The sequence below is a fragment of the Glycomyces sp. NPDC049804 genome, assembly GCF_040674615.1.
Taxonomy (GTDB): domain Bacteria; phylum Actinomycetota; class Actinomycetes; order Mycobacteriales; family Micromonosporaceae; genus Glycomyces; species Glycomyces niveus.
In genome coordinates this window covers 97142-117246 of the sequence record NZ_JBFAMQ010000005.1, presented here as the reverse complement: position 1 = coordinate 117246, position 20105 = coordinate 97142, and the positions used below count along the sequence as shown (strand labels likewise).

General features: G+C 74.0%; 20 protein-coding genes. 11 read left to right on the top strand and 9 right to left on the bottom strand.

Annotation, left to right across the window (positions count from 1 at the left end; all coding sequences use genetic code 11):
• Positions 1-9 precede the first annotated feature (9 nt).
• Positions 10-549, bottom strand: coding sequence for a GNAT family protein (locus tag AB0K52_RS09570; RefSeq protein WP_363528672.1), 540 nt, complete (start codon positions 547-549; stop codon positions 10-12).
• Between the two features lie 257 nt (positions 550-806).
• Here AB0K52_RS09570 and AB0K52_RS09565 point away from each other — a divergent pair, with 257 nt between their 5' ends.
• Positions 807-1913 carry a hypothetical protein gene (locus AB0K52_RS09565; RefSeq protein ID WP_363528669.1) on the top strand — a complete coding sequence of 369 codons (1107 nt, stop codon included), beginning with the start codon at positions 807-809 and terminating at the stop codon, positions 1911-1913.
• 78 nt (positions 1914-1991) lie between these two features.
• On the opposite strand, the gene AB0K52_RS09560 is transcribed toward AB0K52_RS09565, so the two are convergent.
• Positions 1992-2579: a DinB family protein gene (locus AB0K52_RS09560; RefSeq protein ID WP_363528666.1), complete on the bottom strand. Its 588-nt coding sequence runs from the start codon at positions 2577-2579 to the stop codon at positions 1992-1994.
• A 63-nt stretch (positions 2580-2642) separates the two neighbouring features.
• Entirely contained in the window at positions 2643-3224 is a 582-nt protein-coding gene (locus tag AB0K52_RS09555) for a DinB family protein (RefSeq protein WP_363528663.1), read from the bottom strand.
• A 121-nt stretch (positions 3225-3345) separates the two neighbouring features.
• Between AB0K52_RS09555 and AB0K52_RS09550 the strand changes: the two genes are divergently transcribed.
• Positions 3346-4092: a class I SAM-dependent methyltransferase gene (locus AB0K52_RS09550; RefSeq protein WP_363528661.1), complete on the top strand. Its 747-nt coding sequence runs from the start codon at positions 3346-3348 to the stop codon at positions 4090-4092.
• A gap of 70 nt (positions 4093-4162) precedes the next feature.
• Here AB0K52_RS09550 and AB0K52_RS09545 read toward each other — a convergent pair whose 3' ends face one another.
• The 3 genes from AB0K52_RS09545 to AB0K52_RS09535 form a co-directional block, all read right to left on the bottom strand.
• Positions 4163-4600 carry a DoxX family protein gene (locus AB0K52_RS09545; protein WP_363528658.1) on the bottom strand — a complete coding sequence of 146 codons (438 nt, stop codon included), beginning with the start codon at positions 4598-4600 and terminating at the stop codon, positions 4163-4165.
• 355 nt (positions 4601-4955) lie between these two features.
• The gene (locus tag AB0K52_RS09540; protein ID WP_363528656.1) at positions 4956-5096 is read right to left on the bottom strand and encodes a DnaJ family domain-containing protein; all 141 of its coding nucleotides are present in this window, start codon (positions 5094-5096) and stop codon (positions 4956-4958) included.
• A 47-nt stretch (positions 5097-5143) separates the two neighbouring features.
• Positions 5144-5794 carry a hemolysin III family protein gene (locus tag AB0K52_RS09535; protein WP_363528654.1) on the bottom strand — a complete coding sequence of 217 codons (651 nt, stop codon included), beginning with the start codon at positions 5792-5794 and terminating at the stop codon, positions 5144-5146.
• Between the two features lie 125 nt (positions 5795-5919).
• On the opposite strand from AB0K52_RS09535, the gene AB0K52_RS09530 reads away from it, so the two are divergent.
• A complete protein-coding gene (locus AB0K52_RS09530; protein WP_363529528.1) occupies positions 5920-7113 on the top strand; it encodes a cation:proton antiporter in 1194 nt (397 codons plus the stop codon).
• An 81-nt stretch (positions 7114-7194) separates the two neighbouring features.
• Positions 7195-7710: a DUF2269 domain-containing protein gene (locus AB0K52_RS09525; protein WP_363528653.1), complete on the top strand. Its 516-nt coding sequence runs from the start codon at positions 7195-7197 to the stop codon at positions 7708-7710.
• On the opposite strand, the gene AB0K52_RS09520 is transcribed toward AB0K52_RS09525, so the two are convergent.
• A complete protein-coding gene (locus AB0K52_RS09520; protein WP_363528650.1) occupies positions 7640-8779 on the bottom strand; it encodes a glycosyltransferase in 1140 nt (379 codons plus the stop codon). The genes AB0K52_RS09525 and AB0K52_RS09520 overlap by 71 nt on opposite strands.
• Before the next feature lie 323 nt (positions 8780-9102).
• Between AB0K52_RS09520 and AB0K52_RS09515 the strand changes: the two genes are divergently transcribed.
• Both AB0K52_RS09515 and AB0K52_RS09510 read left to right on the top strand, forming a co-directional pair.
• Entirely contained in the window at positions 9103-9792 is a 690-nt protein-coding gene (locus AB0K52_RS09515) for a hypothetical protein (protein WP_363528648.1), read from the top strand.
• Positions 9793-10080: 288 nt separating this feature from the next.
• Positions 10081-10602, top strand: coding sequence for a hypothetical protein (locus AB0K52_RS09510; protein ID WP_363528646.1), 522 nt, complete (start codon positions 10081-10083; stop codon positions 10600-10602).
• 81 nt (positions 10603-10683) lie between these two features.
• Here AB0K52_RS09510 and AB0K52_RS09505 read toward each other — a convergent pair whose 3' ends face one another.
• Entirely contained in the window at positions 10684-11196 is a 513-nt protein-coding gene (locus tag AB0K52_RS09505; RefSeq protein WP_363529525.1) for a LuxR family transcriptional regulator, read from the bottom strand.
• On the bottom strand, positions 11196-13628 hold the full coding sequence (locus AB0K52_RS09500; protein WP_363528643.1) for a LuxR C-terminal-related transcriptional regulator: 2433 nt from the start codon (positions 13626-13628) through the stop codon (positions 11196-11198). The genes AB0K52_RS09505 and AB0K52_RS09500 overlap by 1 nt, the downstream gene beginning before the upstream one ends.
• 179 nt (positions 13629-13807) lie before the next feature.
• Between AB0K52_RS09500 and AB0K52_RS09495 the strand changes: the two genes are divergently transcribed.
• The 5 genes from AB0K52_RS09495 (at position 13808) to AB0K52_RS09475 (ending at position 20071) form a co-directional block, all read left to right on the top strand.
• Positions 13808-15298, top strand: a complete 1491-nt coding sequence (locus AB0K52_RS09495) for a dynamin family protein (protein ID WP_208495022.1) — start codon at positions 13808-13810, stop codon at positions 15296-15298.
• Positions 15299-15339: 41 nt separating this feature from the next.
• On the top strand, positions 15340-15918 hold the full coding sequence (grpE, locus tag AB0K52_RS09490) for a nucleotide exchange factor GrpE (protein WP_208495023.1): 579 nt from the start codon (positions 15340-15342) through the stop codon (positions 15916-15918).
• Positions 15915-17840: a dynamin family protein gene (locus tag AB0K52_RS09485; protein WP_208495024.1), complete on the top strand. Its 1926-nt coding sequence runs from the start codon at positions 15915-15917 to the stop codon at positions 17838-17840. The genes grpE and AB0K52_RS09485 overlap by 4 nt, the downstream gene beginning before the upstream one ends.
• Positions 17840-18343, top strand: a complete 504-nt coding sequence (locus AB0K52_RS09480; protein WP_363528638.1) for a hypothetical protein — start codon at positions 17840-17842, stop codon at positions 18341-18343. Before AB0K52_RS09485 ends, AB0K52_RS09480 begins: the two co-directional genes overlap by 1 nt.
• 465 nt (positions 18344-18808) lie before the next feature.
• Positions 18809-20071, top strand: coding sequence for a J domain-containing protein (locus AB0K52_RS09475; protein ID WP_363528636.1), 1263 nt, complete (start codon positions 18809-18811; stop codon positions 20069-20071).
• The last annotated feature ends 34 nt before the right edge of the window (positions 20072-20105 follow it).

Genomic DNA, 20105 nt, shown 5'->3' with positions numbered 1-20105 from the left:
AGAACCGGGCTAGGCCGCGGCCGCCTGCCACTCGTCGACGAGCAGCCCCAGGATCACCTCGTCCAAGAACTCGCCCATGACCCAGTGCGAACCGCGCCGCACGCCCTCGCGCACGAAGCCGTTGCGTTCGGCGGCGCGCAGCATCGCGAAGTTGTCGGCGAGGGTCTCGATCTGCAGCCGGTGCAGGCCGTGCACGACGAACCCGTAGTGGCACAGGACCGCGACCACATCGGTGGCGTACCCCTTGCCTCGAGCCGAGGGCCGCAGCCCCAGCCCGACATGCGCCGACCGCAGATACGTGTCGGTGCCCCAGAGGTTCGCGGCGCCGACGAGATCGCCGCTCTCCAAGTCGACCACGGAGAAGTGCGCGACCCCGTCCTTCGCGTCGCCCACGACGAACGGCGCCTCGGTGGCCCCGGGGGTGAACGGCCGCCACGGCATCCCGGTCGCGCGCGCCGTGACGAGCACGTCTCCGCCCAGTTCCTCCTGCAAGACTGGAATGTCCGTTTCATGACGGGCGCGCAGCCCGACCTTGTCTCCCTTAAGCACTCACGTTTTCTACCAGACGCCCGCCAGGCCCCGCCAGCGCCGATTTCCGCCCGCACCGTGCCGCCGGGCCCGATCGCGTCAATAGGGCCACCGACCCGACGAATGAGCCCTCGGTTCGCGGGAGGTCGGGTCCGGCCCCGGATCAACATTACTTGCGGGAACGGCACTTCTCGTGAGTTATATATCCCGACGGGACTCGGATGTTTTTACGTTATTTAAATAATAAAAACGGAAATTAAAAATGATAGGGTGTGGGCATGACGAAAACAGGTACGACCACGACCGCCGTTCCCGCGACCCGGACGCCCGCCAAGGGCGCGACGCTGTGCAAGCGGTGCGGGACGCCGATCCCGCAGCAGCCCGGGCGCGGGCGCCCGCGCCTGTACTGCGCCGAAGGCGACTGCGCCGCCCAGGCCAAGCGCCAGCGCGAGCTGCGCCGGTCGACGCCGGGGCTCGAGGGGGCGCTGGCGCGGGCCGAGGAGCTGTACGAGCAGATCGAGCAGTCGATGGCGTCGGCACTGGCGCCGCTGGCGGAGGCACTGCGGGCGGAGACCGATCCGGCCGAGGTGGAGGCCCGGTTGGCGGAGGTGCGGTCGGACGCGGCGTCGTCGGTGGCGGCGGCGCGGGCGGAGCGTGACGAGGTGGCCGCGGCGGCGGCGGCGCTGCGGGAGGAGCTGGCCGGGGCGCGGGACGAGATCGAGCGGGCCGCTGGTGCGGTGGCGGCGGCTGAGGCGCGGGCGAAGGAGGCGGTCGCGGCGCGGTTGGCGGCGGTGCGGGCCGCGGAGGCGGCTCGGGAGGAGACGGGCGCGGCGGTCGCTGAGGCGGTCGCGGCTGCGGCGGCCAGGGCGGAGGCGGAGGTTTCGGCGCGGGCGGCTGAGGAGGCGCGGGCGCTGGCGGTGTCGGAGCGGGAGGCGGCGGTGTCGGGCCGTGAGGAGGCCGAGCGGGTGGCGGTCGCGGCGCGGGGCGAGGCGGCGGCGGCGCGGGAGCGGGCGGATGAGGTGGCCGCGGAGGCGGCGGAGGCGCTGCGGGCCGGTGAGGCGGCTCTGGAGCGGGCCGAGGCGCGGGCGCTGGGGTTCATCGGTGAGCGGGATGCGGAGCGGGCGCGGGTGGAGTCGCTGGTGGCGGAGGTCGCGGTGGCGCGGCGGGATGCGGAGCAGGCCGGCGCGCGGGCGGCGGCGCTCGCGGCGGATGTGGAGCGGCTGCGCGGTGAGCTCTCCGGTGCGGTGGCCGAGGCGCGGGTGTCGGCGTCGCGTGCGGAGGCGGCCGAGGCCGCTGGTGCGGCGGCGTCCGCGGCGGTGGAGTCGTGGCGTGAGCGGGCCCTGTCCGCGGAGGCGCGGTGGGCCGGGCGCGAGGGCGGGGCCTAGGCTCCTGCTCCCCCGCGCTGCGGCGCGTGTTTTGTCCTTTTTGGAGTTTCGGGCCCCGGCACACCGCCGGGGCCTGTGTCAGTGGTGCCCGTCGGCTCGGCGTGCGGCTTGCTCGATGGCGTCGCGGCGTTCGGTCCACCATGCGGGGGTTTCGGCGGGGAGGCTGGTGGCGCCGGGGCGCAGGCCGGCGGCGCCGTCGATGAGTTCGCGGATGATGTCGGCGTGGCCGGCGTGGCGGTTGGTCTCGTCGATCATGTGGACGAGGATCTGGTGGAGGGTGACGTCGGCGGTGTCGGCGGGCCACCAGGGGACGCGGCCGGGGGCGTCGAGGTCGAGGCTGGTAATGGTGGTGTCGGCGTGGGCCCAGGCGCGCCGGTAGAGGTCGGTGAGGTGGGCGGTGGGCTCGTCGGGGGCGGCCCACATGTCGGCGCCGGGGTGGGCGTCGGGGTCGAACCAGGGCTGGGGGTCGGGGAAGGGCCGGTCGAAGACGGTGCCGAAGTAGTCGGCGGCGGTGCAGGTGAGGTGCTTGACGAGGCCGAGGAGGTTGGTGCCGGTGGGGGTGAGGGGCCGGCGGATGTCGTACTCCCCCAGGCCTTCGAGCTTCCACAGGACCGCGTCGCGGGCGTTGGTCAGGTAGCGGTGCAGGTGGGTCTTCGGGTCGGTCATGGGCCGAGTGTGGCAGGAGGGTGCGACATCGGGCCGGGCCGCGGCGGGACCCGGCCCGGCGGGTCAGCGGCCGGCGGCTTTGCGGGCGTTCTGCTCGACGAGGTCGAAGTACTCGGTCCAGGACTGCTCGTCGTCGCGGCCGAGGTTGTCGTTGCCCTGGCGCATGCCGATGGCGCCGTCGATGCCTTCGCGGACGATGTCGGCGTGGCCGGCGTGGCGGTGGGTCTCGGCGATCATGTGCGTGAGGATCTGGCCGAGGGTGACGGTGGCGCGCTCGGTGGGCCACCAGGGGACGTTGCCTTCGGCGTCGAGGTCGAGTTCGCGGATGGTGGCGTCGGAGTGGTCCCAGACGCGGCGGTAGAGGTCGGTGAGGTAGTCGCGGCTCTCGTCGGGGGTGGCCCAGAGGTCGGCGTGGGCGTCGTCCTCTTCGAGCCAGGGCAGGGTCTCGGGGAAGGGGCGGGCGAAGCATTCGCCGAAATAGCCGATCTCGACGCTGGCGAGGTGTTTGACGAGGCCGAGGAGGTTGGTGCCGGTGGGGGTGAGGGGGCGGCGGATGTCGTACTCCCCCAGGCCTTCGAGCTTCCACAGGACCGCGTCGCGGCCGGATTGGAGGTAGCGGTTGAGGTGTGTCTTGAGGTCGGTCATGCGGCGAGTGTCCCACTGCGGTGCGGCGGGAGTGGCCGATGGGGGCCGATTGCAGTGTTGGTCTCGCTGGGGCGGTATTCGGTTGACGCCTCGTGGGCGCGTGTTGTTACCGTGGCGTCCGATGACTTCTCATGACGGGCCGACACGGTACGGCCATCTGGACTGCAACTCCCCTATCGCCGCATGGCGCTTCGACCGGCAGGTCGAGGAGTGCGCCGCCGCGAATCCTCGGGTGATCGTGGACATCGGATGCGGTTGGGGCGAGCTGCTGCAGCGCGTGACCGCGAAGGTGCCGGGCGCGAAGGCGTACGGGATCGACTCGGATGCGGAGCTCTTGGAGCGGGGCCGGGCGGGCGCGGCCTCGCGCGGCATCGCCGACCGGCTCGAGTTCGTGGAGTACCGGGGCGAGGACTGGACCGAGCCGGCGGACCTGGTGATCTGCATCGGGTCGGTGCACGCGTTCGGCACGGGCGCGGACGCGCTGCGGGAGCTGTACAAGATCGTCAAGCCCGGCGGGCGGCTCCTGATCGGCGACGGCGTGTGGAACCGGGTGCCGACCGAGGCGGAGCTGGCCGCGCTGTGGCCGGAGACGTCGGCCGGGGACTGGCAGCTGCTGCCGGAGTTCGTGGACACGGCGATCGCGACCGGATTCCGACCGCTGCGCGTGGAGGCGATCGAGCAGCACGAATGGGACGACTTCGAGTCGCAGTTCCTGGCGGACAAGGAAGTGTGGCTGCTGGCCAATCCTGACCACCCGGAGGCGGCCGCGGTCCGGGAGAAGGCCGACGCGCACCGGAACTGGTGGCTGCGCGGGCACCGCGGGCTGCTGGGGTTCGCGTACTTGACGCTGGGACGCCCGGTCGAGTAGACGTGTGCCGAAGGCCCCGAACCGCATCGGTTCGGGGCCTTCGGCGTGCCGGCTGCTCCCCCGGGCCCGTTTACAGGGCGGCGAGGACGGCGAGGGCGATGAAGAGGATCTGCTCGGCGGTGCGGATGCCCAGGGGCGTGGCGGGTTTCCCGGCGAGCGGGATGCCGCGGCGGGCCGCGGAGACGTTCGCGGGGAACATCGCGACCATGAGCAGCGCCAGGCAGACGGCGGCGGCGGGCGCGGTGGCGGGGACGAGGAGCCCGGCGGCCCCGGCGAGTTCGAGGACGCCGGTGAGGGCGACCAGCGCGGCGGGTCGGGGCAGGCGTTGGGGGATCATGCGGATCATGTCGTCGCGGAATTTGGGGACGAAGTGGACGATGCCGGTGATGGTGAACATGGCGGCGAGGCCGATGCGCAGGGAGGTCTGCCAGTCGAGGGCGTCGACGCCGAGGAGGCCGGTGAGGCGGGCGAGGAGGGTGGCGGCGGTGAGGGTGATGATGGGGACCATGGGGCGGGCCTTTCCGGGGTGCGCGGCTAGGCGCGCGTCTTGACAGTGTCAAGTTCATGATGCAGCACTGATCTTGACAGCGTCAAGTCTTGCTGGTGTGGGCTCGGCCTCAGACGCGGCGCTCACGCCAGGCGCGCACTTCGGTGTCGACGTCGCGCAGGCCGAACCGCAGCGGCGGGCCCTCGATCGGGCCGATGAGGGCCTTGCGGATGCGCACGTTGAGCGCTGCGACGGCGTCGCGTACGGCGGCTTCGTCCTCGAGCGCGTCAAGCGCGGCGTCCAGCTCCTCGACTTCGCGGGCGAGTCTGAGGGCGGGCGGGAGGGCGTCGAGGCCGATGTTCTCGCGGGTGGCCTGCTAGTGGAGCCACCAGTCCTCGCGCAGGGGCTGTCCGATGCCCGGGAGGGGCTTGCCGGCGCCGGGCAGGTTCTTGAACTCGCCGCGGGCCTCGGCCTCTTGGATCTGGCGGTCGACGCCTCGTGCCTGCCTGTCGCTCATCGCGGCCTCCTCGCTAGGGGCCCAATGATAACCGGGCGGCGGGCGTGTCAGGCGGCGTGGAGGACGAGGGCGACGGCCGTGAACTGGACGGCGTAGGCGGCGACGGTGAAGGCGTGGAAGACCTCGTGGAACCCGAACCACTGCACCGACGGGTTGGGGCGCTTGAGGGCGTAGATGACGCCCCCGACCGTGTAGAGCACGCCGCCGGTGATGATCAGGACCGTCGCGGCGGTGCCCGCGCCTTCGAGGAGCTGGGGCATGACGAACAGGGCCGCCCAGCCCAGGGCGATGTAGAGGACCGTGTACAGCCAGCGCGGGGCGGCGAGCCAGAGGGTGCGGAAGGCGACGCCGGCGAGGGCGCCGGTCCAGATGGCGGCCAGGAGTGCGGTGCGGGCGGTGCCGGTGAGGGCGAGGGCGGCGATGGGCGTGTAGGTGCCGGCGATGATCAGGTAGATGTTGGCGTGGTCGAGGCGTTTGAGGCGGGTGGTGGCGCGCTCGGTGAGGTTGGTGCGGTGGTAGAGGGCGGAGATGCCGAAGAGGGCGGCGGAGGTGGCGACGTAGAGGGCGGTGGCGAGGCGGCCGGTGAGGGTGGGGGCGGTGGCGATGAGGACGAGTCCGGCGAGGACGGCGGTGGGGAAGGCGGCGAGGTGGAGCCAGCCGCGCAGTCGGGGTTTGGGTTCGGTGATCGCCAGTGCCATGTCTTGACGGTATCGCCATCGGTTACTTGTCGGTAGTGTCGCTGCTCCCCCGATCGGGGGTGGGGTTAAGCCCCGAAGTGGCCTGTTTGGGCTGGTGGGGTCGTTACGCTCGCGCGGTGGACGTGATGCACGGGACGGTGCCGATCCAGTTGGTGGTGCTGGCGGTCGCGGCGGTGGCGGCGCCGCTGGTGGTGGATCGGTTGGAGCGGTGGGTGCGGCTGCCGAGTGTGGTCGTGGAGATCGTGCTGGGGATCGTGATCGGGCCGCAGGTGCTGGGTCTGGTGGCGGAGCATCCGGTGTTCGAGGCGGTGTCGCAGCTGGGGTTGGCGATGCTGTTCTTCTTGGCGGGGTATGAGATCGATTTCCGGGCGGTGCGGGGGCGGCCGATCACGCTGGCGTCGGTGGGGTGGGTGGTGTCGTTCGCGGTGGCGGCGGGCGGGCTGTTCGTGTTCGGTGCGGGGGCGGCGGTGCTGATCGTGGCGATCGGGTTGTGTTCGACGGCGTTGGGGACGATTCTGCCGATCGCGCGGGATTCGGGGCTGCTGGCGGGTCCGGTGGGGCCGCATCTGATGGCGGTGGGGGCGGTGGGCGAGTTCGCGCCGATCGCGTTGCTGGCGTTGTTCTTCTCGGAGGGTGCGCATTCGGGGCGGACGACGTTCGTGATCGCGGTGGTGGGGTTGGCGGTGGCGGCGGCGGCGTTCGGGTCGTTGCGGCGTTCGGCGCGGGTGTCGCGGCTGTTGTCGGCGACGCTGGGGACGAGCGCGCAGTTGGCGGTGCGGTTGTCGGTGCTGGTGCTGTTGTCGGCGGTGCTGCTGGCGGCGGAGATCGGGGTGGACATCGCGTTGGGGGCGTTCGCGGCGGGGGTGTGCATGCATGTGCTGCTGTCGGCGTTGGACGAGCGGGAGGAGGCGCTGGTGCAGTCGAAGTTGGACGGGATCGGTTTCGGGGCGGTGGTGCCGGTGTTCTTCGTGTACACGGGGGTGACGTTCGATTTGGACCAGTTGCTGGCCTCGCCGGTGGCGCTGGCGTTGATCCCGGTGTTCTTGGCCGCGTTCGCGCTGGTGCGGGGTGTGGTGACGTTCGCGGTGTTCCGGCGGGTGCTGGGGCGGGCGCCGCGGGGGGCGTTGGCGGCGTTCGCGGCGACGCAGCTGCCGATCGTGGTGGTGGCGGCGTCGACGGCGGCGGAGCGGGGGCTGGTGGACGAGTCGGTCGCGGCGGCGATGATCGGGGCGGCGATGCTGTCGGTGCTGGTGTTCCCGCTGGTGGGGTTGCGGTGGGCGCGGATGGACACGAAGGCGGTCACCGCGGAGGCGATCTAGCGGGGCTCGGCGCGGGGGCGTAGGCGCGGGTACGTTCGGGCGCTGATGCGCGGGGGCGGGTCCGGGGGTGACGCTGGTGGCATGTTCAAGCTTCGCAGGCCCGTGTACCGGGCGTTGATCATCACCCATGTCGTCTCGTCGGTCGCGTGGCTGGGCCTGAGCCTGTGCCTGCTCGTGCTGGGCCTGTGGGCTACGGGGACTTCGGAGGCGGCCGCGCAGTACGCGGCGGGTTCGGCGATGGCGGTGCTCGCCGGGGCGCTGGCGGTGCCGTTGGGCGCGGCGGCGCTGGCGTCGGGGGTCGTGCTCATGCTGGGGACGAAGTGGACGCCGGCGTACACGTGGGTGCTGGTGAAGCTGGTGGCGACGGCGGTGACGTTCGCGCTCACGGTGTTCTCGCTGCGGCCGGGGCTGGCCGAGACGGCCGCTTCGCTGGATCCGGTGCGGCTGCAGGTGCTGGACGGTCAGGTCCTGGCGGCGCCGATCGTGTCCTCCTCGGTGTATGTGGGCGCGGTGGTGCTGTCGTACGTCAAGCCGTGGGGACGGCGAGGCTCGCGCGCGCGGGTCCGAGTGCCAGTGCCCGCTCGTAGTGGGCGATGAGGGCGTCGCCTTCGGCTTCCCAGGTGCGGGCCTGGACTTTGCGGCGGCCGCGTTCGCCCCACTGGCGCAGCAGGTCGCGGCGGGCGGCGAGGGCGGTGACGGTGGCGGCCAGCGCGGCGGGGTCGCCGGGCGGGAAGTGGGTGCCGTCGACGCCGGGGTCGACCAGTTCGGCCGCTCCTCCGGCGTCGACGGCGACGACGGGGACGGCGGAGGCGTGGGCTTCCTGGATGGTCTGGCCGAACGTCTCGAATGGTCCGGTGTGGACGAACAGGTCGAGGGAGGCGTAGAGGCGGGAGAGGTCGGTGCCGTGGAGGGCGCCGAGGAACGTCGCGCGCGGGAGGAGGCGTTCGAGGGCGCGGCGGCGGGGGCCGTCGCCGGCTATGACGAGGCGGATGCCGGGGGCGGCGGCGAGGTCGGCGAGCCAGTGGAGCTGCTTCTCGCGGGCGAGGCGGCCGACGTAGCCGACGAGGAGTTCGCGCTCGGGGGTGAGGGCGTCGTGGAGGGTGCGGTCGCGGTAGCGGGGGTGGAAGCGGTCGGTGTCGACGCCGTGCGGGAGGACGGCGATGCCGCCGATGCCTTGGGCGGTGAGGAGTTCGGCGGTGCATTCGGACAGGGCGAGGTTGACGCGGGCGCGGGAGTGGATGGAGCGCAGGCGGTGCCAGACGAGCTGTTCGAAGGCGGTGAGGTGGTAGGCGCGGGTGTAGGCGGGCAGGTCGGTCTGCCAGACGGCGACGGTGGGGACGCCGCGGCGTTCGGCCCAGGCGGCGGCGCGGGCGGTGTAGCCGAAGGGGCTGGCGAGGTGGACGATGTCGGGCCGGTGGGTGTCGAGGGCGTCGTCGAGGACGCGGGTGGCCAGGCCGGCGCGGAAGTGCTTGTAGGCGGGCAGTTGGATGGAGGGGACGTGGACGACGGGCCAGTCGAAGACGGGGCGGGGGCCGGGTCCGGGGGCGGGGGCGATGACGACGGGTTCGATGCCGCGGGCGGCGAGGTGGGCGGCGGCGCGGGCGACGGAGCGGGCGACGCCGTTGATCTGGGGCGGGAATGACTCGGTGACCAGTGCGACTCTCATGGTCGGAGCGTAGGCGGCCCGTTGGGCGGGTGGGGGAACCCGACATGGCCCGGGCCTGAACCGCAGCCGATATTCCGGGCCGGGCGGTGTGGCCGGGTCGGTGCAGCCGGGGCCCGGACCGGTGGGGTGTGGTGGAGGGTTCGCTGGTGGTGTTGGGGCGGTGGCGGTCCGGGGCGCGGGGCGGGCGTGGGCGACTTCTGCGCGGGGTGGTGTCGTACCCGCGGGATAGGTATTGGAGGATGCAGCAACCGGTCGGCCCGCAGCCGGCCCGCGGGCGCCCGCTGTGCAGCGGTGCCCGCCGCAACCTTGTGAAGGAGCCCCTGATGTCACTGTCGAGTGCCGACATCGCTCATCTCGAAGCGGTGCTGGCGCAAGGAAAGAAGCCGAAGGTGGTGTTCACCGACGCCGCCGGGCAGGTCGCCGGGCGCACCGGGAAGGTCGTGGCCCTCGACCCGGGCGGGGTCGACGACTTCGTCCATGTCGCGTTCGGATCCGACGAGTTGTCGTTCTCCGCCGCCGAACTGCGCCTGCCCGCGCCCGGGGAGGGCGCGCGCCGCGCGCCCCGCCAGCGTTCGAACGAGCCGGTCGCGCCTTCGGGCCCGGGCCTGCTGCCGGATGAGCCGGCGCCGAAAAACCAACCAGCTGTGAGTGAGAGGAAGACCGTGACCGCACCCGAGGCGCCCCAGGCCGCCGCCGAGCCCGCCGCGGCCCCGAAGAAGAAGGCGGCCCGGCCGCGCGCCGCCGCCGCGAAGCACCCCGAGCTGTCGATCACGCTGACCTATGAGGACGGCGAGTGGTCGGTCGCGGCGACCCGCGGGGCCCGCGCGGTCGTCAAGGGCGCCAAGGTGGCGCACTCGAACGCGCTGGCGATGTGCCAGGCGTCGGGTTCGGACGAGGTCGCCGAGGTCGTCGACGAGGTGGTCGAGAAGATCCGCTCCGAGGCCGCCGAGGAGGCGTCGCGGCTGCGCCGCCAGCTCGAGGAGGCCGAAGCGCGCCTCGCCGAGTTGAAGTAGCGCCAGAGGAAGCCGACGGGCCCGGTGCGTTTCCCGCACCGGGCCCGGCTGTGTGCCCGGGCCGGTCCCCCGGTGCGGGCGGCGGCGTCGCTCTCGTCGGCGCCGCACACCGGCCGGTGCGGCGCCGGGCGGCCGCGTGTCGCACCCCTGCGGCATCATCGGCACGGGGGACTGCGGTTCGGACACGCTCGGCCGCGGGCGCGCCACCGGTACCGGTCCGCTTGCCTCGCATGGCGAGTGGTGGCAGTGCGGCATCGGGTTCACGTCTCGACGATCGAGGGGCACGGCATGGCGGAGCGCATCGACGCATGGCAGGCGGCGCTGGAGCGGCACGAAGGCGAACTCGGCGAGCTCGAGGACATCGAGGGTCCGTCCAAGATCCCGTTGGACAACCTCGCGATCCAGATACTCGGCAGCATGCTCGTGGGGAACGGCGTGCTGGTGCGACTCGGCGAGCTGCTGGCCGAATACCACCGCTACCAGTGGCACGCGGAGACGGTGAAGGCCGGGCGCGCGACCGGTCCGCGCCGATCGGCCGACGAAGCGGTCGCGGAGCTCTTCGGCGTGTACTCGCATGTCGCCCAGGTGCACCGGGCGTGGCGGGCGTACGTGGACGCGTCGGAGCGGGGACATCGCAGGATCGGGGCCGCTCGGACGGAGCACGCCGCGTTCACCGCCGCCTTGGAGGCCGCTGTCGTGTTCGTGCGGCAGGTGAACGGTTCCGGCCCGACGGCGGCGCCGACATCGCCGGAGTCACCAGGTGTCGTGAGACCGGCCGTGGACGGCGAAGGCGGTTCCGCACGCGGGTGATCCACCGGACCGCGGGCCTGCCGGGACGCCGGGGCGCGCCGCCGCTTCCTGCACGGGGATACCGCACGCGGCCGGCGGGCGTCAGTCGCGGGCGTGCTTGATGTAGATCATGACCGCTTCGCGGGTGGTCTTGACGCCCAGGGATTGCCGGGCCGCGGCGATGCGGCGGTTGGCGGTGCGCAGGGACACGAACTCGGCTTCGGCGGCGGCCGCGATCGTCGAGCCGGCCGCCAGGCGGCCCAGGAGGGCGCGCTGCTCGGCGTCGAGGTCGAGGCCGTCGGCGGCTTCGGCCTTGCCGGGGGTGAGGCCGAGGGGCCCGACCCGGCGCAGGTCGGCCGCGAGGCTCAAGGCGAGGGCGCCGGTGGCGACCGCGACGATGCCGGCGCCGCGGGCCGCGGCCAGGACCGCCTGCGAGGCGGTGTGGTCGTCGCTGACCTGCCCGTGGCACACCAGGCGCCGCTCGGCCAGGTCCCATGCGGGCTCCAGCAGCGCGAAGCCGCGGTGCGCGGCCCAGCCGGCGGCCGCGCAGCGGCGCACGATCGCGTCCGCGTCACCGGCGGCGCCGACCACGTGCAGCGGCACCGCCTCGCCCATCACGCCTCACCGCCTTCGGCGGCCGTCAGGAGCACGGCGGCCTCGGTGCGGGTCTTCGCGCCGAGTTTGCGCATGCCCGAACGGATGTGGGTCTCCACGGTCTCGGCGGTGATGCCCAGGATCTCGGCGATCCGCCGCGACGGGTGCCCCGAGGCGACATGGCGCAGCACTTCGCTCTCGCGGTCGGTCAGGCCGCCGCCGCCGCGCGCCGAGCGGCGGTCGCGGCGGACGTCGTGCTTGCGCAGGCCCCGGCGGGCGCGCCCGGCCAGGACGATCAGGCCGTGCTCGTCGGCGATCCGCTCGGCCGCTTCGAGGGCGGCGACGGCGGCCTTGGCGTCCCCGGCGTGCGCGGCCAGCGCGAGCAGGCAGCGGACCTGCTCGCGGGCGGCGAGGCCGTCCCAGGCGGTCGCGGCCTGCGCGAAGGGGCCGGGGGCGGCCTTGTCCCAGGCGGCGAGGGTGGAGGCGACGGGGACGGGCCAGGGGGCGGGTTCGGCGGCGACCGGTTCGGTGCCGGTGTCGTAGGCGATCCAGCGGCCGGTGATGTGGGCGAGGCCGCCGACCAGGCCCGGCCGGGCTTCGGGGGCTTCGGGTCCGGGCTGGCCGTCGAGCCAGGCGGTCTCGTGTTCGAGCCAGGCGACGAGGCCTTCGAGGGCGGCGGGCGCGTCTTTGAGGCGGGTGATCCGGTTGCGGGCGGCGCCGAGGGCGCCGGTGTCGGCTTCGGCGAGGGCGATCGCGGCGTCGATGAGCGTGTCGGCGACCGCCGGGAGGGCGTGGTCGGCGAGGGACTGGGCGGCGGCGATGACGTTGTCCAGGCCCGTGCCGGACAGGACCAGGCACCAGGCGGCGGCGGCGAGGAACCGGGTCTGCCACGAGTAGGCGCCGGCGGCGCCGGCGCGGTCGGCCGCTTCGTGCGCGACCGCTTCGGCCTCGACGAGGCGGGCGGCGTCGGCGAGGGCGATGACGCGCGACCAGGCGCACCAGAACGCGGTGGTGGTGTCGCCCGCGTCGCGGGCGAGCGCTTCGGCGAACGCGAGGGCGTCGGGGTCGTCGCCGGCGAGGGCGGCGGCCAGGCCCGGGTGGGCCAGGTCGGGGTGGGCGTCGCGCAGCTCCGCCGCCAGGAGGTCCTTTTCGGACGGCGGGGCGGTGAGGAGGCGCAGCTGGTCGGTCTCGGGACCGGCCGGGGCGTCGGCGAGCGCGGCGCGGGCCCGGGCGGTCTCGCCGAGGGCCAGCAGCGCCCAGGCGCGGGCGAGGGCGGTCTCGGGGCCGCCTCCGGCGCGGTCGAGGACGGCGAGCGCGGCGCGGGTGCGCCCGGCCGCGAGGGCCGCGCGGGCGGCGGCGACGGCGTGGGCCGGGTCGAGTTCGGCCGCGAGCAGGAGCGCTTCGGCCTTCGCCTGCGGCCCGGCGTGCTCGGCCGCTTCGAGCGCGGTGGCCAGGGCGCGGCCGGCGAGTCCGGCGGCGTGCGCGTGCCGCGCGGATTCGACGCCGAGCGTGGCGTCGGCCAGGTGCTCGTGCATCGAGATGCGGGCGTCGCGTTCGAGGATGCCCGCGGCGACCTCGGCCATCCACGGGCTGGCGGCGCGCAGGTGGACGCCGTCGGGGACGGCGAGGCCGGCCTCGTGGAGGATCGCGGCGCCCTCGCCCAGGAGGCTGGGGTGGGCCGGGCGGCCCAGGAGCCCGAGCGCGGCCAGGGCGGTGCGGCCGGCCCGGGGCAGGTCGGCGATCGCGGCCGCCGCCGCGGCGGCCGGGTCGCCGGGGTTGTCCAGGTCGAGGTCGTCCTCGCCCGCGTCGAGGTGCGCGGCCCGCTTCGCGAGCGCGGTCAGGGCCAGGGGGTTGCCGCCGGCGCGGACGGTGAGCGCGGCGGCGCGGGCCGGGGGCAGCGCCGGGGCGGCCTCGGCGACGAGCCGGGCCGCTTCGGCGTCGGTCAGGTCCGGTACGGGGATGACGGTGGCGGCGGCGAGGAGCCGCTCCAGGGCGGCTTCGCTCAGGCGGTTGGGAGTGCGCAGGGCGGCGGCGACCGGGAGGCGCTCGGCCAGGACCGGGAGGACGGCGAGAGTCGCCGCGTCGCACCACTGGAGGTCGTCGATGACGAGCAGGCCGCCACGGGTGCGCGAGTAGACCGCCTCGGCCAGCAGCGGCAGGTCGTCGGCGGGCATGCGCGCCCGCGTGGCGCGTTCGAGGGCGAGCGCGGGCGCGCCCGAGAGCATCGCCAGGCCCCCGCCGGCGTGCACGGGTCGCTTCGAGGCCTGCGCGAGCCGGTCGAGCAGGCGGGTGCGGCCGATGCCGGGCGGGCCGGTGACGACCACCAGGCCCGGGCCGGCCAGCGCCGCGGCCATCGCGTGGAGCGCGGCGTCGCGGTCGCCGCGGCCGGGTTCGGCGGGCACGGTGTCGACGCGCGGTCGGGCCAGACCGGGGGTGGGCGGCGGGGCGGCCAAAGTGGGGGCTCCTAACGCTGTGGCACGAATGGGGGAGGCGGCCGGGCGGCTGCGGTTTGTATCGTCGTCTTGTCGACGGAACGCCGACGCCTCTCATGATATTGCGGAAGCTTCGATGCCGCAGACCGGCGTCGGCGGCCGGGTGCCGAGGGAACGATGGAGAGGGCGGACGCGGGAGCATGGTGGCAGGGCAACTCACCACGAGTGTGGCGGGCATGTGCGAAGAGCTGGCCGGCAAGGTCAGCAGCGCGTCTCGCCCCGTGGTCGAGGAGGTGGCCTCCCGGCTCGGGCAGCCGCTGCGCGTCGCGGTCGCCGGGCGCTTGAAGGCCGGGAAGTCGACGCTGGTCAACGCGCTGATCGGGCGGCGGGTCGCGCCGACGGCGGCGGGCGAGTGCACGCGCGTGGTGACGCAGTTCCGGTACGGCCCGGCCGACCGGGTCGACGTCGTGGCCCGCAACGGCACCAAGCACGCGGTCCCGCTGGACGCCAACGGGATGATCCCCACCACGCTGCCGATCCCCGCCGACGAGGCGGCCATGATCGACGTGCAGCTGTCCTCGGACCGGTTGCGGGACTTGACCGTGGTCGACACGCCCGGTCTGCAGTCGGTCAACACCGACATCTCCGACGCGGCCCGCGAGATGCTGTTCGCCGCGCCGATCGCCGACGACGTCGACGACGACTCCCGCGCCGCGGTCGAGTCCGCCGAGGCGATCATCTACGTGTTCACCCAGCAGGTCCGCGCCGACGACGTCGAGGCGCTCGAGGCGTTCTCGAAGGCCTCCCAGCAGCTCTCGTCCTCCCCCATGAACGCGCTGGGCCTGTACAACAAGGCCGACAAGCTCGCCCCCGGGCCCGGCCAGGACCCGTGGCCGGTCGCGGGCCCCATCGCCGGGGACCAGGCCGCGGTGCTGCGCCGCGCGGTGTGCGACGTCGTCCCCGTCGTCGGGCTCCTGGCCGAGACCGCCGAGGCCGGGCTCCTGACCGCCGCCGACTGCGAGGCGCTGCGCACCCTCGCCGGGCTCGACGAGTCCAAGCGGGCGCTCATGCTCGCCTCGGCGGGCCTGTTCCTGTCCACTGAGGGCCCGGTCGACCAGCACCAGCGCCAGCGCCTGTTGGAGCGGCTCGACCTGTACGGCATCCACTTCGCGATCGCGCACCTGAGCGCCAACCCGCACCTGGCCACCGGCGAGCTCGTGCGGCTGCTGTTCGCCGCCTCGGGGTTCCCGCGCCTGCGCACGACGCTGCACCAGATCTTCGGGGTCCGCGCCGACGTCATCAAGGCCGGGTGGGCGCTGGGCCGGCTCGACGCGGCCGCCGCCTCCGGGCCCGCCGCCGACCGCGACCTGCTGCGCGGCGCGGTCGAGTCGATCGTCGCCCGCCCCGAGTACCACCGGCTGCCGCTGCTGGAGGCGGCCGCGCAAGTCACCACCGGGCAGGTCGCCCTGCCCGAGGCCATGGAGGCCGAAGTCGCGCGCCTGGCGCTGACCGACGACGCCGGCGTCGTCCTGGGCCTGCCCGGCGAAGCCCGCCCCCAGCTGCGCCGCGCCGCGATCGAGGCCGCCGCGCGCTGGCGGGCCTTCGCCAACGGCGGCGCCACGCCGTCCCAGGCGCGGGTGGCGAACGTGGTGCATCGTGGTTTCCATCTACTCGCCCAGCGGCTCGGATGAGCCCCCACCCCGCGACACCTGCACGACCGAAGGAGAGCAAAGTGACGAATCGACTCGGCGGACCGCTGGTGGGAGCCCTCGTGGGCCTCGCCGCCGCCGGCCTGGGCGCGGTGTTCCTCACCGACGAGTTCGATCCGATGACCCTGGCCGTCGCGGCCGGGTCGGTCGTCGTCGCCGCCGTCGTGGCCGTCCTCACCGGACGCTCCATCAACCCCGCCCCGGCGGCCCCCGCGGCGCCGCCGGTCTCGGGCGTGCCGTTCACGCCCGCCCCTTCGGGTGCGATCCCGGTGCAGCAGCTGCAGGCCCCGGCGCAGGCCGCGCAGGCCATGACCGACCGCAACGCCCTGGTCGAGGCGTGCATCTGGATGCGCGACCGCGCCACCTCCCCCGCGCTCGCCCAGCACCTGGACGGCGCGTTCGCGAAAGTCGGCGTGAGCCAGGTGGACGCGACCGGGCAGCGGTTCGACCCGGCCGTGCACGAAGCCGGCGGCACGGTCGCGGCCGGCTCCCCGGCCGAGGACGGCATCATCGCCCGCACCGAGCAGATCGGCTACACCGACCGCGGCCGCCTCCTGCGCCACCCCATCGTCACCGTCTACCGCGGCCAGGTGCGGGCATGACCGACACCGCCACCCCGCCGCCGGCCGCGAAGCCCGCCGCCGCCCCGGTCAAGAAGGCCGCCGCGACCCCCGCGAAGCCGAACCCGGCCCAGCAGATCCACAAGCTGTGCGCCCGCGCCGCCAAGGCCGGCAACGCCTCGCTGCGGACGGTGGACGCCAAGGCCGCCGCCGAGGTCGACGAGGTCGCGCGCTGGCAGCCCGACAAGCCCGTCGCGGTGGTCGTCGGTGAGACCAAGCGCGGCAAGTCGTCGCTGGTGAACGCCCTCCTCGGCATGCCCGGTCTGTCCCCTGTGGACGCACAGGTGGCGACGACGGCGTACCTGGAGTTCGCGTGGGCCGAGCAGGCGTCGGTGCGCGCCTGGCAGCCCGGCGCCGCCGATCCGATGCTGCTGGGCGTGGGCGACCTGCGCAACTGGGCGACCCGGCTGGGCACGATGCCCCCGGGCATGGTCCCGCCCCGGCGCATGCTCGTGGGCCACCCTTCGGCGCTGCTCAAGCACATGTCCGTGGTCGACACGCCCGGCACGGGCGGGCTCGACCCCGACCACGCGCAGATCGCTCTCGAAGCGGTCGCGCGCGCCACCTGCCTCATCATGGTCACCGACGCCTCGTCGCCGATGGCCAAGACCGAACTGGACTTCCTCACCGAGGCCTCCAAGCGCGTCAACTTCGTCGTGTTCGCCCTGACCAAGACCGACACCTACCCGGGGTGGCGCACGGTCATGGAGGAGAACCGGTCGCTGATCGAGGCGCACGCGCCCCGCTTCCGCAACGCCCCGCACTACCCGGTCTCGGCGATGCTCGCCGAGCACGCCCTCAACTCCACCGGCCCCACCCGCCAGGCCCTGGCGAAGGAGTCCGGCATCGGGAAGATGCAGCGGGCCCTGGTCAAGGTCGCCACCGCCGGCAAGGCCCTGGTGGCGGCGAACGTGGTGCGCGCGGTGCGCACCGAGTTCCAGCGCCTCGCCGTCTCCGCGGCCGCCGACATGAAGGCCTACGACCCCGATCCTGAGGCGGCCAACCGCCTCAAGGAGGAGAAGAAGCAGGCCCTGGCGTCGCGGCGCACCGAGACGAAGAAGGCGAACCTCGCCCTGCGGGTGGAGACCCAGCGGGCCAAGATCGAAGTCCAGGGCCGCCTGCGCACCCACCTGCAGGAACTCGAGGAAGCACTTCTGGACGAGGTCGAGAAGGCCAACAAGGCCGCGCTCGAGTCGCTGCCCAACCGCGTTGACATCGCCCTGCAGGGCATCGCCGCGCGCCTCTCGGGCGAGCTGCACCAGCGGTTCGTGCTCCTGGCCGAACGCGTGCTGCGGCAGGTGTTCAACGACGACGAGCTGCGCCAGGCCACCAACTCGATCTCCGCGGGCCTGCGCACGGCCGCCTCCGGGCGGGCCCGGCGCGGCGACAACTCCGACGGCGCGCTCCTCGTGGCCTCCTCGGCCGGTGTGGCGATGATGGCCGGACGCGCGGTCACCATGGGCGCGGGCGCGATCGGCCTGGGCGCCGTCGCCGGCGTCGGGGCCATCGCCCTGACCGCCTCCGGTGTCGGCATCGGCCTCGCCGCCGCCGCGTTCCTGCTGTACCGCAGGAAGATCCAGGGCAACCGCCAGGCCGCGAAGCAGTGGATCCAGCGCGTCATCGCCGAAGCCCGCGCGAACCTCAACGAGGAGATCAGCTTCCGCTTCACCGAGGTCGAGTTCGTCTTCAACTCCACCCTGGACGACGCCCTGGAGCGCCGCGCCGCCGAGTTCGACGCCCGCATCTCGGCCGCCGAGAACGCCCAGAAGGCCGACCAGGCCGCCCGCGCCAAGAAGCAGGCGGCGCTCAAGCAGCGCCGCGACTCCATGGCCGCCAAGGTCAAACAGCTCGACGAGGTGCTGGCCAAGGCCCGCACCCTCGTCCCCGGCGAGGAGGATGCGTGATGGATGAGTTCGACGCCTTCGATCCCGAAGGCAACGCGGACTTCGACGCCGGCGACCTCGACGAGGGCGCGGACGCCCCCGCATTGGACGAGTTCGACGACGACGAGGTTCCCGGCGAGGACGACCTCGACGCGTTCGCCTTCGACGGCGACGAGGCCGAGTTCGACGGCGACGACGCCCTCGACGAGGACTTCACCGCCGAATACGAGGCCGACGACACCGAAGCGGACGAAGCGGCCGGCGGCGACGAGGCCCCCTACGCGGCCACCTACGAGGACCTCCTCGTCGACGAGGCCGACAACCCGCCGAGCTTCCCGCCCGAACTCGACCTCGACGTCCCCGAGCCGGTCGACGGCTACCCGTGGGTCGACCTGGACGCGCTCGGCTCGGCCGAAGCCGAGCCGTGGGTCAACACCGGCAGCACCGTGGACGCCTCCGAGTACGCCATCGCCGACGTCGACGACCCCGCCGCCTCCGCGCTCGCCCGCTTCTGGCAGGGCTAGGGTCGGCGCGCCCGGCAGCCGCCGACCCGGCCACCGCAGCAACCGCGGCCGGTGCCGCCCCCGCATCGGGCGCGGCACCGGCCGCGCCGCGTGCGCCCTCGCGCCTCGGTAACGACTGCGGGCGAATCCGCGCACTGTCCGATGTCGCCTCTGCCTGAACGCGCGCAATAGCCGTTGAATGGGACACGCCGCGCCGCGGACGGACCCCGGTGACCGATAAGAAAACGCATGCCCTGACGGGCGACGTGCGCACCGGCGCGCCCGATCCGGCATTGGGACTCCACAATGGCGCTCCCGCGGTCGCGGCGGGGACCGAATGCGACGGATCGGTGGAAAAATGTCGGACCTGGCGACACCCGAAGCGGCAATGCGGCGGTAGATTGGCTCCATTACCGTCGAGACCGACGCCCGCCTCCCCTCTCGGGCACCGGCCCGTCCCCGCACGATTCGACCGGGAGCCGCGTGGTGAACGAACCAGACCACTACCGCGTCCTCGGGGTGAGCCCGCAGGCGCCGAAGGCCGACATCCAAGCGGCCTACCGCCGCCGGCTGCGCGAGACCCACCCCGACCGCGGCGGCGACGAGGACGAGTTCCACCTCGTCCAGGGCGCCTGGGAGACCCTCTCCCACCCAGGGCTGCGTCGCGAGTACGACCTGCTGCGCTTCGGGCGGCGCGCCGCCCGCCGCTACGGCAAGGCCGCCGCCAAGCCGTCCCACCGCAAAGTCCGCGGCTGGAACGTCGCGCCCGCGCCGGCCCCGGCCGCGCAGGCCCTCTCCACCGAAGGCGCCCTCGTCGCCGTCCCCTGGCACGCCCGGCTGCGGCTGGCCAGGCCCGTCCACCGGCCCTCGGTGTGGACCGCCGCCGGGGCCTTCGCCGCGCTCGCCGCCGTGTGGGCCTTCTGCGGCCTGGGCTACCTCGGGCAGGCCCTCGCCGCCGACGGCTGGCTGTTCCTGGCCCTGGCCATCCCCGTCACGATCGCCGTCGCCATCATCGTCCTCGTCCAGACCAGCAGGGCACTGCGGCGCCGGCCCGACACGGCACCGAACCCGCCCACCGGGCGGCTGGTCATCGCCTTCCTGTTCGCCGCCGCCGTCATCTGGCTCGCCGGGCTCTCGACCCCGTGGGGGTGGGCGCTGGGCGTGTACGTGCTCACCGGCACCGCCCTGGCATGGACGGTGAAGCGGCTGCGGTACACGCTCGCGCTGCGCCGCTCCGTCGGCGGGGCACTGCGCCAGTTCAACGCGTTCGGGCCCGCGGGCACCCGCCCCAAAGCCGACCGTTCCACCGGCAAGCTCCTGCGCGAAGTCCTCACCAACCTGCCCGCCGCGCGGCTGTTCGTCGCCCTGCCGGTCGACATGGAGACGCGCGTGCCCCACGCGATCGTCTGCGGCGACCGCATCGCGCTGCTGTGCGCCCCGGTCGGCCGCGAAAGCTTCGACGTCGACTCGGTCAACCTCCCCGAAGCGGTCAAAGCCCTCGACACGGCCCTGCCGGACGCGAACGTGCAGGGCTGGGTGCTGTGGCCGACCCTGCCCGAGACCGCCCGCGCCGGCGAGACCGAAGCCGTCCACGACGTCGCCGTCGCCCAGGCCGCCGCCGACATCGGACTGTGGCTCGCCGCCGCCGGCTCGGTCTACGACCTGCCGGTGCTCCAGTCGCTGCGGATGCGCCTGGCCGCCGTCCCGGCCCCCCGCACCGGCGACCGGACGCCCGCCGTGCGCTCCTGAAACCCCTACCGCCGCAGCGTAACCGCCCTGTCCG